Origin of the sequence: Xanthobacter dioxanivorans (assembly GCF_016807805.1) — a bacterium.
Taxonomy (GTDB): Bacteria; Pseudomonadota; Alphaproteobacteria; order Rhizobiales; family Xanthobacteraceae; genus Xanthobacter; species Xanthobacter dioxanivorans.
On record NZ_CP063362.1, the window covers coordinates 4,446,781 to 4,464,125 of the forward strand.

General features: G+C 68.9%; 16 protein-coding genes. 11 read left to right on the forward strand and 5 right to left on the reverse strand.

Annotated features, from left to right (window positions below; translation table 11 throughout):
• Position 1: 1 nt before the first annotated feature.
• From trkA to EZH22_RS20755, 4 genes are all read right to left on the reverse strand, one after another.
• Positions 2 to 1,378, reverse strand: a complete 1,377-nt coding sequence (trkA, locus tag EZH22_RS20740) for a Trk system potassium transporter TrkA (RefSeq protein WP_203192342.1) — start codon at positions 1,376 to 1,378, stop codon at positions 2 to 4.
• Between the two features lie 130 nt (positions 1,379 to 1,508).
• Positions 1,509 to 2,876, reverse strand: a complete 1,368-nt coding sequence (gene ntrX / locus EZH22_RS20745; protein WP_203192343.1) for a nitrogen assimilation response regulator NtrX — start codon at positions 2,874 to 2,876, stop codon at positions 1,509 to 1,511.
• 2 nt (positions 2,877 to 2,878) lie between these two features.
• On the reverse strand, positions 2,879 to 5,116 hold the full coding sequence (locus EZH22_RS20750; protein WP_203192344.1) for a sensor histidine kinase NtrY-like: 2,238 nt from the start codon (positions 5,114 to 5,116) through the stop codon (positions 2,879 to 2,881).
• A 313-nt stretch (positions 5,117 to 5,429) separates the two neighbouring features.
• On the reverse strand, positions 5,430 to 6,146 hold the full coding sequence (locus tag EZH22_RS20755; RefSeq protein WP_203192345.1) for a metal-dependent hydrolase: 717 nt from the start codon (positions 6,144 to 6,146) through the stop codon (positions 5,430 to 5,432).
• 190 nt (positions 6,147 to 6,336) lie between these two features.
• Between EZH22_RS20755 and EZH22_RS20760 the strand changes: the two genes are divergently transcribed.
• The gene (locus EZH22_RS20760) at positions 6,337 to 6,771 is read left to right on the forward strand and encodes an energy transducer TonB (RefSeq protein ID WP_203192346.1); all 435 of its coding nucleotides are present in this window, start codon (positions 6,337 to 6,339) and stop codon (positions 6,769 to 6,771) included.
• Between the two features lie 10 nt (positions 6,772 to 6,781).
• Here the strand turns inward: EZH22_RS20760 and tpiA are convergent, their stop codons facing one another.
• Complete coding sequence (tpiA, locus tag EZH22_RS20765) at positions 6,782 to 7,537, reverse strand: triose-phosphate isomerase (RefSeq protein ID WP_203192347.1); 756 nt, start codon at positions 7,535 to 7,537, stop codon at positions 6,782 to 6,784.
• 159 nt (positions 7,538 to 7,696) lie between these two features.
• Here tpiA and EZH22_RS20770 point away from each other — a divergent pair, with 159 nt between their 5' ends.
• The 10 genes from EZH22_RS20770 (at position 7,697) to lexA (ending at position 17,339) form a co-directional block, all read left to right on the forward strand.
• A complete protein-coding gene (locus EZH22_RS20770) occupies positions 7,697 to 9,592 on the forward strand; it encodes a peptidylprolyl isomerase (RefSeq protein WP_203192348.1) in 1,896 nt (631 codons plus the stop codon).
• 11 nt (positions 9,593 to 9,603) lie between these two features.
• Entirely contained in the window at positions 9,604 to 11,115 is a 1,512-nt protein-coding gene (gene trpE / locus EZH22_RS20775) for an anthranilate synthase component I (protein WP_203192349.1), read from the forward strand.
• 10 nt (positions 11,116 to 11,125) lie between these two features.
• Positions 11,126 to 11,614 carry a hypothetical protein gene (locus EZH22_RS20780; RefSeq protein WP_203192350.1) on the forward strand — a complete coding sequence of 163 codons (489 nt, stop codon included), beginning with the start codon at positions 11,126 to 11,128 and terminating at the stop codon, positions 11,612 to 11,614.
• 63 nt (positions 11,615 to 11,677) lie between these two features.
• Positions 11,678 to 12,280, forward strand: a complete 603-nt coding sequence (locus tag EZH22_RS20785) for an anthranilate synthase component II (RefSeq protein ID WP_203192351.1) — start codon at positions 11,678 to 11,680, stop codon at positions 12,278 to 12,280.
• 19 nt (positions 12,281 to 12,299) lie between these two features.
• Entirely contained in the window at positions 12,300 to 13,334 is a 1,035-nt protein-coding gene (trpD, locus tag EZH22_RS20790; protein WP_203192352.1) for an anthranilate phosphoribosyltransferase, read from the forward strand.
• Positions 13,331 to 14,122, forward strand: coding sequence for an indole-3-glycerol phosphate synthase TrpC (gene trpC / locus EZH22_RS20795; protein ID WP_203192353.1), 792 nt, complete (start codon positions 13,331 to 13,333; stop codon positions 14,120 to 14,122). The genes trpD and trpC overlap by 4 nt, the downstream gene beginning before the upstream one ends.
• A 72-nt stretch (positions 14,123 to 14,194) precedes the next feature.
• Positions 14,195 to 14,614, forward strand: a complete 420-nt coding sequence (locus EZH22_RS20800; protein ID WP_203192354.1) for a DUF2147 domain-containing protein — start codon at positions 14,195 to 14,197, stop codon at positions 14,612 to 14,614.
• 124 nt (positions 14,615 to 14,738) lie between these two features.
• Positions 14,739 to 15,227 carry a cyclic pyranopterin monophosphate synthase MoaC gene (gene moaC / locus EZH22_RS20805; RefSeq protein WP_203192355.1) on the forward strand — a complete coding sequence of 163 codons (489 nt, stop codon included), beginning with the start codon at positions 14,739 to 14,741 and terminating at the stop codon, positions 15,225 to 15,227.
• A gap of 47 nt (positions 15,228 to 15,274) precedes the next feature.
• Positions 15,275 to 16,489, forward strand: a complete 1,215-nt coding sequence (locus EZH22_RS20810) for a molybdopterin molybdotransferase MoeA (protein WP_203192356.1) — start codon at positions 15,275 to 15,277, stop codon at positions 16,487 to 16,489.
• Between the two features lie 139 nt (positions 16,490 to 16,628).
• Positions 16,629 to 17,339, forward strand: coding sequence for a transcriptional repressor LexA (gene lexA, locus EZH22_RS20815; RefSeq protein ID WP_203192357.1), 711 nt, complete (start codon positions 16,629 to 16,631; stop codon positions 17,337 to 17,339).
• The last annotated feature ends 6 nt before the right edge of the window (positions 17,340 to 17,345 follow it).

Consider the following 17,345-nt stretch of genomic DNA (forward strand, 5'->3'; position numbering starts at 1 on the left):
ATCAGAAGAATTCGAGCGCGACGCGGAACAGCTGTTCCACGCGCTTGATGCGGTCGGCGAGGGCGAACAGAACCACCCGGTCGTGCGCCCGTACGACGGTATCGCCGCGCGGCAGCAGCACCTGCCCACCGCGCACGATGGCGCCGATGCGCAGGCCCTCCAGAAGGTCGAGGTCGCGCAAGGGCTTGCCCACCAGGGGGGAGGTTTCGAGCGCTTCCGCCTCGATCATCTCGCCGGTGCCATCGAGCAAGGCGTGCACGCCGCGGATGCGCCCGCGGCGCACGTGCTGGAGCACCTTGGAAACGGTGATCTGGCGCGGGTTGACATGGGCATCGATGCCGAGGCCCCTGGCGAAGGTGGCGTAGCCCTGCTCGTTGAGCAGGGCGAGGATCCGCTTCGCCCCGATCTGCTTGGCGAGCTGGCAGGAGAGGATGTTGATGCGATCGTCGTTGGTGAGGGCGATCATGGTGTCCGCCTCGCCCACGCCGGCCTCGTCGAGGATGCCGCGATCGAGCGTGTCGCCGTTCAGCACCACCGTGCGCGACAGCACTTCCGCGATGGTCTGCGCCCGCTCGCGGGAGGATTCGATGAGCTTGATCCGCGCGGCGGCGTTGCGCTTTTCCAGCTCGCTGGCGACGTAGTAGCCGATATTCCCGCCGCCGGCGATGACGATGCGCTGGCCGGGCACCTCGTCGTGGCCGAACAGGGAAAGGCCGCGCTGCACCTGATCGGCCTGAGCGACGAAATAAACGATATCGCCCACCGCCAGCTGGTCGTTGGAGCGGGGAACCAGGGTGCGTCCGTTGCGGCTCACCGCCACGATGGTGGCCGGCATGTCCGGGAAAAGCTGGGTGAGCTGGCTCAGCGGCGTGTCCACCACGGGACAGTCCTCGCCGCAGGCGACGCCCACCACCACCACCGCGCCATCGGCGAAGCTTACGGTGTCGGTGGCGCCGGGCAGCGAGAGGCGGCGCAGGACCATCTCGCCCACCTCCACCTCCGGCGAGATCACCACGTCGATGGGCAGCTGGTCGCGCGAGAACAGGTCGCGCCATTCCGGGGCCAGGTAGGTCTGGGCGCGGATGCGGGCCACCTTGGTCGGCACGTTGAACAAGGCGTGGCCGACCTGGCAGGCCACCATGTTCACCTCGTCGTGCAAGGTCACGGCGATGAGCATGTCCGCCTGCTCGATGCCGGCGCGGGCCAGCACGTCCGGATGGGACCCCTGCCCCACCACGCCACGCACGTCGAGCTGTTCGGTGACAGCCTGGATGCGACGTGCGTTCGTATCGATGATGGACACGTCGTTCTGCTCAACGGCGAGGCGCTCGGCAATGCCGAACCCCACCTGGCCCGCGCCGCAGATCACGACCTTCATGCACCCTCCCCCGGACGCCCCGGTCCGGCTGCCTCGCCGACCCACGTCCCTACGCCCCAGACGACCCTACGCGCCGAAATCCCCACGCCTCGATGCAGCCCCCTTTTTGGGCACTCCGTCAACCGGCGTGTCAGCCTACCCCGAGAGCCTTTAGCTTTCGGTGAAGCGCGGAGCGCTCCATCCCCACGAATTCCGCCGTGCGCGAGATATTGCCGCCGAAGCGGTTGATCTGCGCCGCGAGATACTCGCGCTCGAACACCTCCCGCGCCTCCCGCAGCGGAAGTCCCATGAGATGCTCGCCGCCATTGCCATTGGGGAGCGTGGGCACCAGCGCGCCCACGTCGGGGGGCAGCATGGCGGCGGTGATGGTCGCCTCCGGATCGCCGCCGGCGAGGATGAGCAGGCGTTCGACGTTGTTGCGCAACTGGCGCACGTTGCCCGGCCAGTCGTGGGACTGCAGCACCGCCATGGCGTCCTCGCCGATGGGCCGGCGCGGCAGGCCGGTGGTCTGCGAGATGGTGTCGACGAAGAATTCGACGAGATCGGGAATGTCGTCGCGCCGCTCCGCCAGGGGCGGCACGCGGATCGGGACCACGGAGAGCCGGTGGTAGAGGTCCTCGCGGAAACGGCCCTTGGCGATCTCATCCTCCAGGTTCCGCCCGGTGGACGAGATGATGCGCACGTCCACGCTCACCTTGTCGTTGGAACCGATGCGGGTGAAGGTCTGCTCCACCAGCACGCGCAGCACGCGGTTCTGCGTCTCGCGCGGCATGTCGGCGATCTCGTCCAGGAACAGCGTGCCGCCGTGCGCATCGTCGAGGGCGCCGCGCTTGGGCTCGCGACCTTCCCCCTCCGCGATGCCGAACAGCTCGAATTCGAGCCGCTCCGGGATGATGGCGGCGGAGTTGAGCACCACGAACGGCCCCTGCGCCCGTCCCGACGCCACATGGATGAGGCGTGCGGTGAGTTCCTTGCCCGACCCCGATGGGCCGACGATGAGGATGCGGCTGTTGGTGGGCCCGACGCGCTCGATGGTCGCCTTCAACTGCTGGATCGAGCTTGAGCGGCCCACCAGGACGTGCCCGTGCGGGGCCAGCTGCTTCAGTTCCTTGAGCTCGCGCTTGAGGCGCAGGGTCTCCAGGGCCCGCTCGGCGACCATGATGAGGCGATCGGCGTTGAACGGCTTCTCGATGAAGTCGTAGGCGCCGCGCTTGATGGCCGCCACCGCGGTCTCGATGTTGCCGTGGCCGGAAATCATCACCACCGGCACGTCCGGATGCTGCGCCTTGATCTCGTTGAGCAACTCCAGCCCGTCGAGGCGGCTGCCCTGGAGCCAGATGTCGAGGAACACGAGGTTGGGACGGCGTGCCGCCAGCGATGCGAGGGCGCTGTCGGCGTCCCGGGCGGTGCGGGCGGAATAGCCCTCGTCCTCCAGGATGCCGGCGACCAGTTCGCAGATGTCGGCCTCATCGTCGACGATGAGGATATCCATGGCCATTGTCAGGCTCTCCCTGTCTCAGGGACCGGTTGCGCCCCGCCCGCGCCGGCCGGTGGTAGCCCGTCCGCCCGCATCCGCAGGCGAATCCAGGCCCCTCGGCCTTCGGGCGAATCGTTGAGTTCGATGGAGCCGCCGTGCTCCTCCATGATCTTCCCGACAATTGCGAGGCCGAGGCCCGTGCCCTTTTCGCGGGTGGTCACGTACGGCTCCAGAAGCCGGCTGCGCTTGTCCTTCGGCAGGCCGGCACCGTTGTCGATCACATCAATGACGAGGTCCTCCCCGAAGCGATCCACCTTCACGCGGATGCGTCCCTTGCCGCGCTCCGCCTCCGGCACGCCCTCGATGGCTTCGGCGGCGTTCTTGAGGATGTTGGTGAGGGCCTGGGAGATGAGCCGCCGGTCGAAGCGCGCCGGCAGGGAAGCCGGCAGTTCCGCCTCGAAAGTCACCTCGGGATGGCCGACGCGCATCAGGAACACGCCCTGGCGAACGGTTTCCGCCAGGTCCTGCGCGTCCACCACGGGTTTCGGCATGCGGGCGAAGGAGGAGAATTCATCCACCATCCGGCCGATGTCGCCCACCTGGCGGATGATGGTGTCGGTGCACTGGTCGAACACGTCGCGGTCCTGGGTGATGTGGCGCCCGTACTTGCGCTTGAGCCGCTCGGCCGAAAGCTGGATCGGGGTCAGCGGGTTCTTGATCTCGTGCGCGATGCGCCGGGCCACGTCCGCCCAGGCGGAGGTGCGCTGGGCGGAGATGAGGGCGGTGATGTCGTCGAGGGTCACCACCCAGCCGTGGTCGTCGGCCACCGACTGCTCGGTGGTGACCCGCATGGCGAAGATGCGCTCTCGCCCCTCGCGCTGGATGGTGATGTTGCCCTGGATGATGCGCTCGCCCGCGCCCTTCGCCTCTTCGACGAGGGGCCCCGTCTCCGGCACCACCTCGGCGAGGGGTTGCCCCAGCGCCTCGGCCTCCGACAGACCGAGCAGCTTCTCGGCGGAACGGTTGAGGATGGTGACGCGCGCCTTCGAATCGATGCCGATCACCCCGGCGCCGACGCCGGAGAGCACCGCCTCGGTGAAGCGGCGGCGGCTGTCGATCTGGTCGCGGGCGGTGACCAGGGCGTTGCGCTGGGTCTTCAGCTCCACCGTCATCTTGTTGAAGGTCTCGCCGAGGGTCGCGAGGTCGCCCTCCGCCTTGTTGACCGGCACCTGCACGTCGAGATTGCCCGCCGCCACCCGGCCTGCCGCCCACATGAGACGGCGGATGGGAGCAACCAGCCACTTGGAGAAGTTGATGCCCAGCCACACCGCCGAAAGCAGGACGATGAGCGTGACGATGGAATACATGAGCGCGAAGGCGACCTGCACATTGAACCGCCGCTCCTCCAGCGCCCGGTAGTCGGCGAGCGTCTCGCGCGTCACCTTCAGGTAGCCGATGACCCGCGGATCGATGGGCCGGGCCACATAGAGGTAAAGGTTGTCGAAGCCGGTGAGCGGCACCACGGCGCCGACGAAATCGGCATCCGACGGCAGGTAGATGATGGGCTGCTCGGCGCTCGCCTCGTTGATGGCGATGTCCGGGGGAACGGTGAACTCGCGGTCCATGCGAAGGTTGGCCCGATCCACCACCGAAAGGTCCTTGTGGATGAGCTGCGCCCCCGGCACGTTGCGCAGCGCCGCCTGCGCCGTGAGCACCTGGCGGAACTTCTCGATGTCGCTGTCGTAGGTCGACCGCATGCGCGACAGGTCGTTGGCCATGGCCAGCGCGTCGCCGCGAATGGAGAGCGCGTGCTCGCGCACATAGGTCTGCGCCACCGAGGCGGCGGAACCGACGATCTCCTGGGTCCGGGTGGAGAAATAGCGATCGAGGCTGCGGTCCAGCGTCAGGCTCGCCACCACGGCCACCACGATGGCCGGCACCACCGCCACGCCGGCGAACAGGGCGATGATCCGCACATGGAGCCGCGAAGCGGCGCGTCCCCGCGCCCGCGCCCTCAGGATCCGCCACACTTCCAGGCCGATGATGGCGAGGAGGATGAGCACCGCCACGCCGGACGCGCTCAGCACGCCCGCCACCACCTGCGGCGTCGGGACGATGGAGGTGAGCCCCATGAGGATGAGGAAGGTGGCCACCGCGAGCGCCAGCGACAGCACGACCACCACAGGCGCGAACAGGCGACCGGCGAGGCTGCGCCGCGGCCCTGTTCCCTGTGCGGCGTTCTGAACCGGTGCGTCCATCATATGGCCCGGGGTCCCCCATCGGTATGCCGCCGCGACTCAGTCCGCTGGCGAAGGTGATGCACTGGAACGACACTGGTGCAAAAATGTGACAGACGCACCCCCTCCCTGACTTTGTCGCCACTCTTCGTTGCGGACTGGTAACTGGGTGAATGAAATGATGTGTGGCGCCCCGGCGGCGTGGGCTTTGACAGGGCATCGGGTTCGCCGAATCGATGCGCGGCGGCCGCCGGCGCCGTTCGGTCCCGCCACAAAGCGCAGACGGCCGGCACCAAGGCCGGCCGTCGTCGACGAACCCCGACAGAGTGCGTAATGCTCAGATCTCGAAGGAGCCACCGCTCGGCGGTACCACCACCTTCACCGGATGACCTTCGAGGGCCGCCACGAAAGCGGAAGCATCGGGGACCAGCATCGGGAAGGTGGCGTAATGGCAGGGCACCACCACTTCGACACCCGGCAGGAAGCGCTTGACCGCCAGCGCCGCCACCTCCGGCCCCATGGTGAAACGGTCGCCGATGGGAATGAAGACCACCTTCGGCTGGTGGATTTCGGCGAGGAGCGCCATGTCCGAGAAGATGTCGGTGTCCCCCATGTGCCAGACGGTGGGCTCGCCGGGCGCCTTGATGATGAGCCCCGTGGGATTGCCGAGATATTCGGCGGGCTTGGCGTCGCCGCCCGAAGAATGATCGGCGCGCACCATGGTCACCGTGAAGCCGCCGGCATCCAGCGTGCCGCCGGTATTCATCATCCGCCCGACATTGCCGGCGCCTCGGGCGGCGAGGAAGCTGCACAGCTCCGGATTTGCCACCACGGGCAGGGTGCGGCTGGCGTCCGCGGCGTCCTCCACGAGGGAGATGGTATCGCCCACATGGTCCGAATGGCCGTGGGTGAGAAGGATATGCGTCACCCCGCGGGAGGCGTCCTCGACGGTGGAGTGAAAGGACGGGTTGCCGGTGAAGAAGGGGTCGATGAGCACGACCTTGTCCGCGAAATCGAGCCGGAACGCGGCGTGGCCGAACCAGGTGATCTTCATGGGATGTGCGCCTTTGGAATACGCGCCCTTCGGCGCTGTGAGCATGCGGGGCGCGGAGTATCCCGAAAGGTCCGGATGGGCGCAACGGCGGGTGGGCTGAACGATCACTCCCCACTGTCGCTGCCACCTGCGCCTTCACCGCCGCCGAATGAGCGGCTAGGCTGAAGGTCTTTTCCGGGCGGACGCTGCCATGAAGATCGCCTCGCCAAAGATCGCCCTGCCATTGTCGGCCGCGCTTGCGGCAATGCTTCTCGCCATCCCGGCGGGCGCCCAGGCACCGATGGTCCGCGTCCAGCCGTTTCAGAAGCCGGCCGTCGTGTTGACCCCGGATGAGATTGCAGCGTTCCGCACGCGCATTTTCAATTGCTGGGCGCGGCCCTACGCTCCCACCGGCGAAGCGCTGTCTGCGGTGGTGCTCATCAGGTTCAAGCCTGACGGCGGCCTCGACGGCGCCCCCAAGGTCACCGAGGTTTCGGCCAAGGACCCCACTGTCGCAAAGATGTTTGCCGACAGCGCCGTCAGGGCCGTGTCGAGATGCGCGCCCTTCTCGCAGCTGCCGGCGGAAAAGTACTCCGCCTGGCGGGAGATCGAGTTCCGGTTCGTGTCCGACCCTCCCCCGCGCTGAACGCCTGCGCTCACCCCTGCGGCGCGGCGCGGGCGATGGCGAGGAAATCGGCCGCCTTCAGGCTCGCCCCGCCCACCAGCGCCCCGTCCACGTCCGGGGTGGCCAGGAGGGTGGCGGCATTGTCCGGCTTCACCGACCCGCCGTAGAGGATGCGTATTCCGTCGGCCTCGCCGCCGAAGCGCTCGGCGAGTACGTGGCGGATGGTGCCGTGGATCTGCGCCACGTCGTCGGTGGTGGGGGTGCGGCCGGTGCCGATGGCCCAGATGGGCTCGTAGGCGATGACCAGGTTTGCCGCGCTCGCCCCGTCCGGCACCGATTGGCGCACCTGCCGCGTCACGATGGCCGCGGCCTCGTCGGCCTCGCGTTCGGCCAACGTCTCGCCGACGCAGACGATGGGGAGCAGGCCGGTCCGCCAGGCGGCCTTCACCTTGGCCTTCACGATGGCGTCGCCCTCCTGATGGTCGGCGCGGCGTTCGGAATGGCCGAGAATCACCGCCACGGCGCCGGCGTCCTTCAGCATCTCGGCGGAGACGTCGCCGGTGTGGGCCCCGCTCTCGGCCGGATGGCAGTCCTGCGCGCCGATCATGAGCCGGGTGCCGGCCACGTCCGCCGCGAAGGCGGCGAGGAGGGTGACGGGCGGACAGACGAGGAGTTCCACCGCCAGGGCCTCGGCACCGGCGGCCATGCCACGCAGCTCGGCCTTCGACTGGCGCAGGCCGTTCATCTTCCAGTTGCCCGCGATCAGCGTGCGGCGCGCGTTCGGCATGGATCCCCTCCGTATTGCGTCGGCCTTTCGTCGGGTCACCTACCAGAGCCCGGAGCCGGCCGAAAGGGGTGCGAACCTGCGCCGTTGCGGGGTCCCCGCCCCCTCCCTATGATGCGCCGCTTCCGCGCCGGCCCCCGGTGCTCTTCAAACGAATGAACGATGGTCCTTCAGACACTCCGCAAGGGCGCCTCCGGCTGGATCGCCAAGATTTTCCTCGTCGTGCTCACCCTCTCCTTCGTGGTGTGGGGCATCGCCGACGTGTTTCGTGGCTTCGGAACCACCACGGTGGCGAGCGTCGGCTCGACCGACATTTCCGCCGATGCGTTCCGCCGGCAGTATCTGGACCAGCTCCAGCAGCTGAGCCGGCGCGCCGGGCGGGCGGTCACGCCCGAGCAGGCCCGCGCCTTCGGCCTCGACCGGCAGATCCTCAACCAGATGATCGCCGACGCCACGCTGGACGAGAAGGCGGCCCGCCTCGGCCTCGCCGTTTCGGACGCGCAGGTGGCCCGGGAGATCGCCGACAACCCGGCGTTCCGTCCGCCCGGTGCTACGGCGTTCGACCCGGCCTATTTCCAGCAGCTGCTGCGGTCCAACTCCATCACCGAGCAGCGCTTCGTGGATTCGGAGAAGAAGCGCGCCGTGCGCGACCAGGTGCTCCAGTCCTTCGGGGCGGGCGTCGCCGTGCCCCAGGTGCTGCTCGATGCGGTGAACCGCTATGAGGGCGAGACCCGCGCCGCGTCCTATATCCTGGTGACGGCGGCCGTCGCCGGCCCCCTGCCCGCCCCCACCGAGGAACAACTGCGGGCCTATTTCGATGCCCACAAGATTACCTTCCGCGCGCCGGAGTTCCGCAAGATCGCGGTGCTGGCGCTGACCCCGGCGGCGCTGGCCGCCGGCGAGGCGGTGAGCGATGCGGACGCGCGGTCCTTCTACGATCGCAACCACGCCCGCTTCGGCACCCCCGAGCAGCGGGTGGTGAAGCAGATCGTCTTCACCGACGCGGCCGAGGCGAAGGCCGCATTCGAGAAGATCAAGGCCGGCACCCCCTTCGAGGAGGTGGCGACCGCGCGCGGCCTCTCCGCCAAGGACACCGATCTCGGGCTCGTCACCAAGGCCGGCATCCTCGACCCGAAGATCGCGGATGCCGCCTTCGCCCTCGCCGAGGGCGCCGTAAGTGAGCCCGTCGAGGGACGATTCGGCACCGCCCTCGTGGAGGTGACGAAGATTGTTCCCGGCATGCAGCAGCCCTTCGAGGCAGTGAAGCCGATGATCGTGGCCGACCTCCAGCTCGACAAGGCGCGCCGCGCCCTGCTCGACAAGCACGACGCGGTGGAGGACGAGCGTGCATCCGGCGCCACCCTCGCCGAGACGGCGCAGAAGCTCGGCCTCACGCTCCAGGTGTTCGACGCGGTGGACCGCTCCGGCCGCGATCCGGAGGGCAACATGGTGGCCGTGCCCGGCGGCGCCGACGTGATCGGCGGCGCCTTCGCCACTCAGCCGGGGGTGGAGACGGACACCGTCCAGCTGCCGCAAAACGGCGGCTTCGTCTGGTACGAAACCGCCGGCATCACGCCCGCCCGCGAGCGGACCTTCGAGGAGGCGAAGGCCGCCGTCACCGTCCGCTGGACCGAGGCGGAGACCGAGAAGGCGATCGAGGCCAAGGCCAAGGAACTGTTCGACAAGGCGCAGGCCGGAACGCCCCTCGCCGAGGTGGCGGGGGCCGCGGACCGGCCTATCCAGGTGGCCGAGCCGCTGCGGCGCGGCCGGGCGGAAGGACCCTTCTCCACGGAGAGCGTCGCGGCGGTGTTCGACGTGAAGGAAGGCGGCTTCGGCATCACCGCCGCAGCGAGCGAGCCTGACAAGGTGGTGTTCCAGGTGACCAAGGTCACCGTGCCCGAGAGCGCCCCCGAGGCCACCCAGGTGGCGGCCGAGCTGTCGCGCCAGCTGGAGAACGACCTGCTGATGCAATATCTGGACGCGATCCAGAAGGAGATCGGCGTGAAGGTGAACGACCGCGTCTACGCCCAGGCCGTGGGCGCGGGCACGGCGAACTAGGCGGGCGGCCCGTGAACGCTCCCGCCGACTTCGACCTCTTCACCGCGCGCTATCTCAGGGGCGAGGCGCAGGTGGTGGCGACCACCCTCGTCGCCGACCTGGAGACCCCCGTCTCGGCCTTCCTCAAGCTGGCCGGCGAGGAGCCCAACGCCTTCCTCCTGGAATCGGTGGAAGGCGGGCAGACGCGGGGGCGCTATTCCATGATCGGGCTCGCGCCCGATCTCATCTTCCGCGCCAGCGGCGACACGGCGGAGATCAACCGCAGCCCGGCGACCGACAAGACCGCCTTCGCCCCCTGCCCCGAGCCGCCGCTCGTGGCGCTGCGCGCGCTCCTGGCCGAATCCGCCATCGACCTGCCGGAGGGTGCCCCGCCCATGGCGGCCGGCGTGTTCGGCTATCTTGGCTACGACATGGTGCGGCAGATGGAGCAGCTCGCTCCCGCCAAGCCGGACCCCATCGGCGTGCCCGAGGCGCTGCTCATCCGCCCCACGCTGATGGTGGTGTTCGACGCGGTGAAGGACGAGCTCACCGCCGTCACCCCCGTGCGGCCCAAGGCCGGCGTCCCTCCCCGCGCCGCCTACGAGGCGGCGCTGGAACGGCTCGACAAGGTGGTGGCGGGCCTTGAACGGGCCATCGCCCATCCGGCGCCCGAGCCCTTCCACGGCGAGGTTTCCCCGATCTCCAACACCGGCGCGGCCGAGTTCTGCGCCATGGTGGAGACCGCGAAGGACTATATCCGCGCCGGCGACATCTTCCAGGTGGTGCTGTCCCAGCGCTTCGAGAGCCCCTTCACCCTCCCGCCGTTCGCCCTCTACCGGGCGCTCAGGCGGGTGAATCCGGCGCCGTTCCTCGTCTATCTCAACTTCGACGGCTTCTCGGTGGTGTGCTCCTCCCCCGAGATCCTGGTGCGGTTGCGCGGCGGCAAGGTCACCGTCCGGCCCATCGCCGGCACCCGCCGCCGCGGCGCCACCCATGCGGAGGACGACGCGCTGGCAACCGAGCTCCTGGCCGACCCCAAGGAGCGTGCCGAGCACCTGATGCTGCTGGACCTCGGCCGCAACGATGCCGGCCGCGTCTCGCAGATGGGCACGGTGAAGGTGACGGACAGCTTCTTCATCGAGCGCTACAGCCAGGTGATGCACATCGTCTCCAACGTGGAGGGACAGATCGACGCCCGCTTCGACGCCATCGACGCGCTGGCGGCCGGCTTTCCCGCCGGCACCGTCTCCGGCGCGCCGAAGGTGCGGGCGATGCAGATCATCGACGAGCTGGAGAAGGACAAGCGCGGCATCTATGCCGGTGCCATCGGCTATTTCGGCGCCAACGGCGAGATGGACACCTGCATCGTCCTGCGCACCGCCATCGTGAAGGATGGTCGCATGTATGTGCAGGCTGGCGCCGGCATCGTCTACGACTCGGTGCCCGAGAGCGAGCAGCAGGAATGCGTGAACAAGGCCAAGGCCCTGTTCCGTGCCGGGGAAGAGGCGGTGCGCTTCGCCGCCCGCGCCGGCAAGGGGCAGTGAGGGGATGGGCATGCCCTTGCGCCTCGTATCCGCACTGCGGGACCTGGTGCGGGACGGCACGCTCGCTGCCGGCGTTCTGGCCTTTGCGCTGCCATGGCCGATGTTCCACTGGATGGTCGGGCAGCTTCACCGGCCGCCGAAAGCGACGGCGGGGTTGATGCTGAGTGCCTGCATGACCATTCTGGTCGTGCCCCTGTGGCGCCGGGTCGCGCTGCGGCGCGGAAATTTTTATGCCGGCGGCGGATGCCTCGCGGCAGTGACCGCGTGGGGCGGGACTGTCGTTCTCATCTGGGTGTCGGTCATTGTCGTCGCGCTCGCATCGTCGAACGGCGTGCTGGCCAGCTTCACCACCGGTGAGCGTCTTTCCCATGGACTGGGCACGGGCATGTTCATTTCAGCCTTTGTCGCCGTCGCCACGTTCCCGACCATGCTTGCGCTGGCCGGTCTCGCCCTCATCATCGGGTGGCGCGGTAGCGGGGAATTTGAAACAAGGGCGTAGGCAGGCTAGGCCTACTCCTCACCGCCCGTTTTTCCGGCATTCACCTCGCCCGTTGGACACGCCATGACCACCGTCACGCTGATCGATAATTACGACAGCTTCACCTACAACCTCGTGCACTATCTGGGCGAGCTCGGCGCCACCGTCACCGTCCACCGCAACGACAAGGTGACGATCGAGCAGGTGCTGGCCGAGAAGCCCGACGCCATCGTGCTGTCCCCCGGTCCCTGCACCCCCAACGAGGCTGGCATCTGCTGCGAGCTGATCGCCAAGGCGGGGGACAAGGTGCCCATCTTCGGCGTCTGCCTCGGCCACCAGGCCATCGGCCAGGTGTTCGGCGGCGACGTGGTGCGCGCCCCCACCCCCATGCACGGCAAGATGAGCGAGATCCTGCACGAGGGTAAAAGCGTGTTCCGGGGCATCAACCACCCCTTCCAGGCGACGCGCTACCACTCCCTCATCGTTGAGCGGGATACGCTGCCGGAGACGCTGGAGGTGACGGCGCACACGGCGGACGGGCTCATCATGGGCCTCGCCCACAAGAGCCTGCCCATCCATGGCGTGCAGTTCCACCCGGAGAGCATCGCCTCGGAGAATGGCCACGCGCTGCTGCGCAACTTCCTGGAGATCGCCGCCGCCTTCAACGCCGGGAAGGCCAAGGGCTGAGCGCGGGAGAGGACACCACATGGACCAGTTCAAACCCCTGCTCGGCAAGGTGGCCACCGGCGCGAGCCTTTCCCGCGACGAGGCTGCCTACGTGTTCGACGCGATGATGTCGGGCGAGGCGACGCCGTCGCAGATGGGCGCGCTGCTCATGGGCCTGCGCGTGCGCGGCGAGACGGTGGAGGAGATCGCCGGCGCCGTCTCCGTCATGCGCGCCAAGATGCTGCCCGTGGAGGCACCCGACGGGGCGGTGGACGTGGTGGGCACGGGCGGCGACGCCTCCGGCTCCTACAACATCTCCACCTGCGCCGCCTTCATCGTGGCGGGAGCCGGGGTGCCGGTGGCCAAGCACGGCAACCGGGCGCTGTCGTCCAAATCGGGGGCGGCGGACGTGCTGGCGGCGCTGGGCGTGCGCATCGACCTCGATCCGGCGGGAATCTCGCGCTGCATCGGGGAGGCCGGCATCGGCTTCATGTTCGCCCCGTCCCACCACCCGGCCATGAAGCATGTGGGCCCGACCCGGGTGGAAATGGGCACGCGCACCATCTTCAACCTTCTGGGACCGCTCTCGAATCCCGCCGGCGTCAGGCGGCAGATGGTGGGCGTGTTCGCCAAGTCCTGGATCGTGCCGCTGGCCGAGGTGCTCAAGGCGCTGGGGTCGCAGAAGGCGTTCGTGGTGCACGGCTCGGACGGGCTGGACGAAATCACCATCTCCGGCGGAACGGACATCGCCGCGCTGGATGGCGGCCACATCCACACCTTCACGGTGATGCCGGAGGACGTCGGGCTGAAGCGCCATCCCGCGGAGGCGCTGAAGGGCGGCGATGCCGTGCATAACGCCGCGGCGCTGCGCGCGGTGCTGGACGGCGCGGAAGGGGCCTATCGGGACGTGTCGCTTTTCAACGCCGCGGCCGCCCTCGTGGTGGCGGGCCGGGCCAAGGACCTGACGGAGGGCGTGGCCCTGGCCCGCACCAGCCTCGACACCGGTTCCGCCCGCGCCCGGCTCGAACATCTCGTGGCCGTATCCGAAAAAATGGCGCCGGAGGCTGCGCAATGACCGACATTCTGAAAAAGATCGAAGCCTACAAGCGCGAGGAGATCGCGGCGGCCAAGCGCGCGCATCCGCTGGCGGAGATCGAAGCCGCCGCCCGCGCCGCCCCGCGCGTGCGGCCGTTCGCCGGCGCCATCGCGCAGAGTCTCGCGGAGGGACGCACCGCGCTCATCGCCGAGATCAAGAAGGCCAGCCCCTCCAAGGGCCTGATCCGGGCCGACTTCGATCCCCCGGCGCTGGCCCGCGCCTACCAGCGCGGCGGCGCCACCTGCCTGTCCGTGCTCACCGACACGCCCTCCTTCCAGGGCGCGCCGGAATTCCTCGGCTCGGCGCGGGCCGCGGTGAGCCTGCCGGTGCTGCGCAAGGACTTCATGTACGACACCTACCAGGTGGCGGAAGCCCGCGCCTGGGGAGCGGACTGCATCCTCATCATCATGGCCGGGGTCGACGATGCCCTCGCCCTCGAGCTCGCCGCCGCAGCCACCGCCTACGGCATGGATGCCATCGTCGAGGTGCATGATGACGCGGAACTCGACCGGGCGCTGGCCCTGCCGTGCCGGCTCATCGGCATCAACAACCGCAACCTGCGCACCTTCGAGACCACGCTGGAGACCTCCGAGCGCCTCGCCCCGCGGGTGCCGGCGGATCGCATCGCCATCGGCGAGAGCGGCATCTTCACGCCGCAGGACGTGGCGCGGCTGGCGCAGGTGGGCATCGGCACCATCCTGGTGGGCGAGAGTCTCATGCGGCAGGAAAATGTCGCATCAGCCACCTGCCAGCTCCTTAAGGGCTAAGGTTGCCCTAAACGTAAAGTTCCGCCTTAATGCGCGCGACGGCCAAAGAAGCCGCACGCATGGAGGAACCTTATGAACACGCGTCTCTTCGCCGCCTTCGCCCTTTGCATGCTTATGACGGCACCGGCGCTCGCCGCCGATCCCACCGGGCTGTGGCAGACCCCGAGCCGCAGCGGGCAGGTGGAAATCTCCCGATGCGGCGCCAATCTCTGCGGCCGCCTCGTCTCCTCCGAAGGGCTCAAGGCCGATCCCGCCCTCAAGGACGTGAACAATTCCAACGCGTCCCTGCGCAGCCGGCCGCTGAAGGGCGTCACCATCCTGTCGGGCTTTTCGGGCGGGCCGAAGGAATGGACGGGCGGCAGCATCTACAATGCCGAGGACGGCAAGACCTATTCCGGCTCCATCACGCTCGACGGCGACGACACGCTGAAGCTGCGCGGCTGCATCGTCGCCCCGCTCTGCAAGACCCAGAGCTGGACGCGCCTGCGCTGAGGCCGGGTCCACCCCGCCATCATCCCCCGGCACGTCCGGGGGAGCCTGCCGAGGTGGACAGGGCCGGCTGCGACCGCCATCTTCGCCGGAAGCGAAGATCGATTCCGGGACGCACAGCACGCCCATGGCCAGCCTGACCCATCTCGACGACCAGGGCGCCGCCCGCATGGTGGACGTGTCCGACAAGGTCGCGACCACCCGCGAGGCCCTCGCCGAGGGGCGCGTGGTGATGGCGCCGGCGACCCTCGAGCTCATTCTTTCCGGCAACGCCAAGAAGGGCGATGTGCTCGGCGCCGCGCGTCTCGCCGGCATCATGGCGGCCAAGCGCACCCACGAGCTCATTCCGTTGTGCCACCCGCTCATGCTCACCAAGGTCGAGGTGGAGGTGTCCCCCGATCCCGCCTTGCCGGGCCTCCAGGTGACGGCGCGGGTGAAGACCACCGGGCAGACGGGCGTGGAGATGGAGGCGCTCACGGCGGTTTCGGTCGCCTGCCTCACCATCTATGACATGGCCAAGGCGGCCGACCGTGGCATGCGGATGGAAGGCATAAGGCTTCTGGAGAAATCCGGCGGCCGCAGCGGTCATTTCCGCGCCGACCCGCCGACCGGCTGATACGACGGGCCCATGGTGAAACCAAGCGCGAGAGCAGGAGGCGCGTGATGGCGCTGATGAGCGTCGAGGAGGCCATCGGCCTCGTCACGGCCGAGGTGTCCGCCCTCGGCACCGAGGATGTGCCCGTGGCTGCGGCCGCCGGGCGCGTGCTGGCCCGCGACCTCCTGGCTCGCCGCACCCAGCCCCCCGCCGATATGTCGGCCATGGACGGGTATGCGGTGCGCGGAGCCGACATCGCCGAAACGCCGGCCCGCCTTGCCGTCATCGGCGAATCTGCGGCCGGTCGGCCATTCGCCGGGCCGGTGGGTCTGGGCGAGGCGGTGCGCATCTTTACCGGCGCGGTGGTGCCGGAGGGCGCCGATACGGTGGTGATCCAGGAGAACACCGCGCGTGACGGCGCCATCGTCACCACCACCGCGCCCACCGCCACTTTGCGCAACGTGCGCCTGAAGGGCTGCGACTTCACGGCCGGAACGCCCGGCCTTGTGGCCGGGCGGCGCCTCACCGGGCGCGACATCATGCTCGCCGCCGCCATGGACCACCCCACGCTCCCCGTCGCCCGTCGCCCGCGCGTGGCCCTGATGCAGACGGGGGACGAACTGGTGCTGCCGGGCCAAGGCACCGGCAAGGACAGCGAGATCGTCGTCTCCAACGCCTTCGGCCTCGCCGCCCTCGCCCGTCGTGCCGGCGCCGAGGTGACCGACCTCGGCCTCATCGGCGACGACCTTGCGGCTATTCGCGCCCGGGTGGCGCATGCGCTCTCCGGCGCGTTCGACCTGGTGGTGTCTTCCGGCGGCGCGTCGGTGGGCGATCACGATCTCATGGGGCCGGCGCTGCGGGCGGAGGGCGTCGACCTTTCGGTGCACAAGATCGCGCTCAGGCCGGGCAAGCCGCTGATGTTCGGTAGCCGCGGCGGCGTGCGCGTGCTTGGCCTGCCGGGCAATCCGGTGTCCTCGCACGTCTGCGCCATGGTGTTCCTTGTGCCCCTGGTGCGCGCGCTGCAGGGCGATGCCGCGCCCGGCCCTCTCGCCGCCCCGGCGCGCCTCGCCGTGGACGTTCCGGCCAACGACGCCCGCCGCGACTTCATGCGGGCGCGGCTGGAGCGCCATGCCGACGGATCGGCGCGCGTGACCCCTTTCGCCTCGCAGGACAGCGCCATGCTCAGCGTGCTTGCGGCGGCCGACTGCCTGCTGATCCGCCCGCCTTTCGCCCCCGCCGGCAAGGCCGGAGATCCCTGCGAGATCATTCCGTTCGACGATTGATCCCGCCTTAACCGTGCGTTCACTACTTGCGGAACACAAAAGGAACAGATAAGAACTGTTCATGATTTGTTTCGCGGCGCGCAGGGCTGGGGCGCCGGAGTGAACCGGAGCGCACGCGGCGCCGCTAGGGGGCAAGAGAATGCTGACGCGCAAGCAATATGACCTGCTTCGCTTCATCCACGAGCGGTTGAAGGAAACCGGCGTGCCCCCCTCCTTCGACGAGATGAAGGAGGCGCTGGACCTGAGGTCGAAGTCGGGCATTCACCGTCTCATCACGGCGTTGGAAGAGCGCGGCTTCATCCGGCGCCTGCCCAACCGCGCCCGGGCGCTGGAAGTGGTGCGCCTGCCGGACAGCGTGGCTCCGGGCCTCGCTGCGGCCCACAGCGGCGGGCGCGGCTTTTCCCCATCTGTCATTGAGGGCAGCCTCGGCAAGGTGCGCCCCGCCTCCGGCGACGACGAAACGGCGCCCACGGTATCGGTGCCGGTCATGGGCCGTATCGCCGCCGGCACGCCCATCTCCGCCATTCAGACCCGCAGCCACACCCTCAACATTCCCCCCGAGATGCTGGGCAGCGGCGAGCACTTCGCCCTGGAAGTGCGCGGCGACAGCATGATCGAGGCCGGCATCCTCGACGGCGACACGGTCCTCATCCGCAAGTGCGAGACCGCGGAAACTGGCGACATCATCGTGGCGCTGGTGGACGATGAGGAAGCCACCCTCAAGCGCCTGCGCAAGAAGGGGGCCTCCATCGCGCTGGAAGCCGCCAACCCGGCCTACGAGACCCGTATCTTCGGTCCCGACCGCGTGCGCATCCAGGGCCGCCTCATCGGCCTGATGCGGCGCTACTGACGCTCC

Excerpts from the sequence above, each read along its gene's own strand:
- moaC (WP_203192355.1), top strand. The coding sequence starts at position 14,739 with ATGGCCAGCCTGACCCATCTCGACGACCAGGGCGCCGCCCGCATGGTG.
- EZH22_RS20760 (WP_203192346.1), top strand. The coding sequence starts at position 6,337 with ATGAAGATCGCCTCGCCAAAGATCGCCCTGCCATTGTCGGCCGCGCTT.
- trpC (WP_203192353.1), top strand. The coding sequence starts at position 13,331 with ATGACCGACATTCTGAAAAAGATCGAAGCCTACAAGCGCGAGGAGATC.
- EZH22_RS20750 (WP_203192344.1), bottom strand. The coding sequence starts at position 5,116 with ATGATGGACGCACCGGTTCAGAACGCCGCACAGGGAACAGGGCCGCGG.
- EZH22_RS20780 (WP_203192350.1), top strand. The coding sequence starts at position 11,126 with ATGCCCTTGCGCCTCGTATCCGCACTGCGGGACCTGGTGCGGGACGGC.
- lexA (WP_203192357.1), top strand. The coding sequence starts at position 16,629 with ATGCTGACGCGCAAGCAATATGACCTGCTTCGCTTCATCCACGAGCGG.
- EZH22_RS20770 (WP_203192348.1), top strand. The coding sequence starts at position 7,697 with ATGGTCCTTCAGACACTCCGCAAGGGCGCCTCCGGCTGGATCGCCAAG.
- EZH22_RS20785 (WP_203192351.1), top strand. The coding sequence starts at position 11,678 with ATGACCACCGTCACGCTGATCGATAATTACGACAGCTTCACCTACAAC.
- EZH22_RS20810 (WP_203192356.1), top strand. The coding sequence starts at position 15,275 with ATGGCGCTGATGAGCGTCGAGGAGGCCATCGGCCTCGTCACGGCCGAG.
- EZH22_RS20755 (WP_203192345.1), bottom strand. The coding sequence starts at position 6,146 with ATGAAGATCACCTGGTTCGGCCACGCCGCGTTCCGGCTCGATTTCGCG.
- trpD (WP_203192352.1), top strand. The coding sequence starts at position 12,300 with ATGGACCAGTTCAAACCCCTGCTCGGCAAGGTGGCCACCGGCGCGAGC.
- ntrX (WP_203192343.1), bottom strand. The coding sequence starts at position 2,876 with ATGGCCATGGATATCCTCATCGTCGACGATGAGGCCGACATCTGCGAA.
- EZH22_RS20800 (WP_203192354.1), top strand. The coding sequence starts at position 14,195 with ATGAACACGCGTCTCTTCGCCGCCTTCGCCCTTTGCATGCTTATGACG.
- trkA (WP_203192342.1), bottom strand. The coding sequence starts at position 1,378 with ATGAAGGTCGTGATCTGCGGCGCGGGCCAGGTGGGGTTCGGCATTGCC.
- tpiA (WP_203192347.1), bottom strand. The coding sequence starts at position 7,537 with ATGCCGAACGCGCGCCGCACGCTGATCGCGGGCAACTGGAAGATGAAC.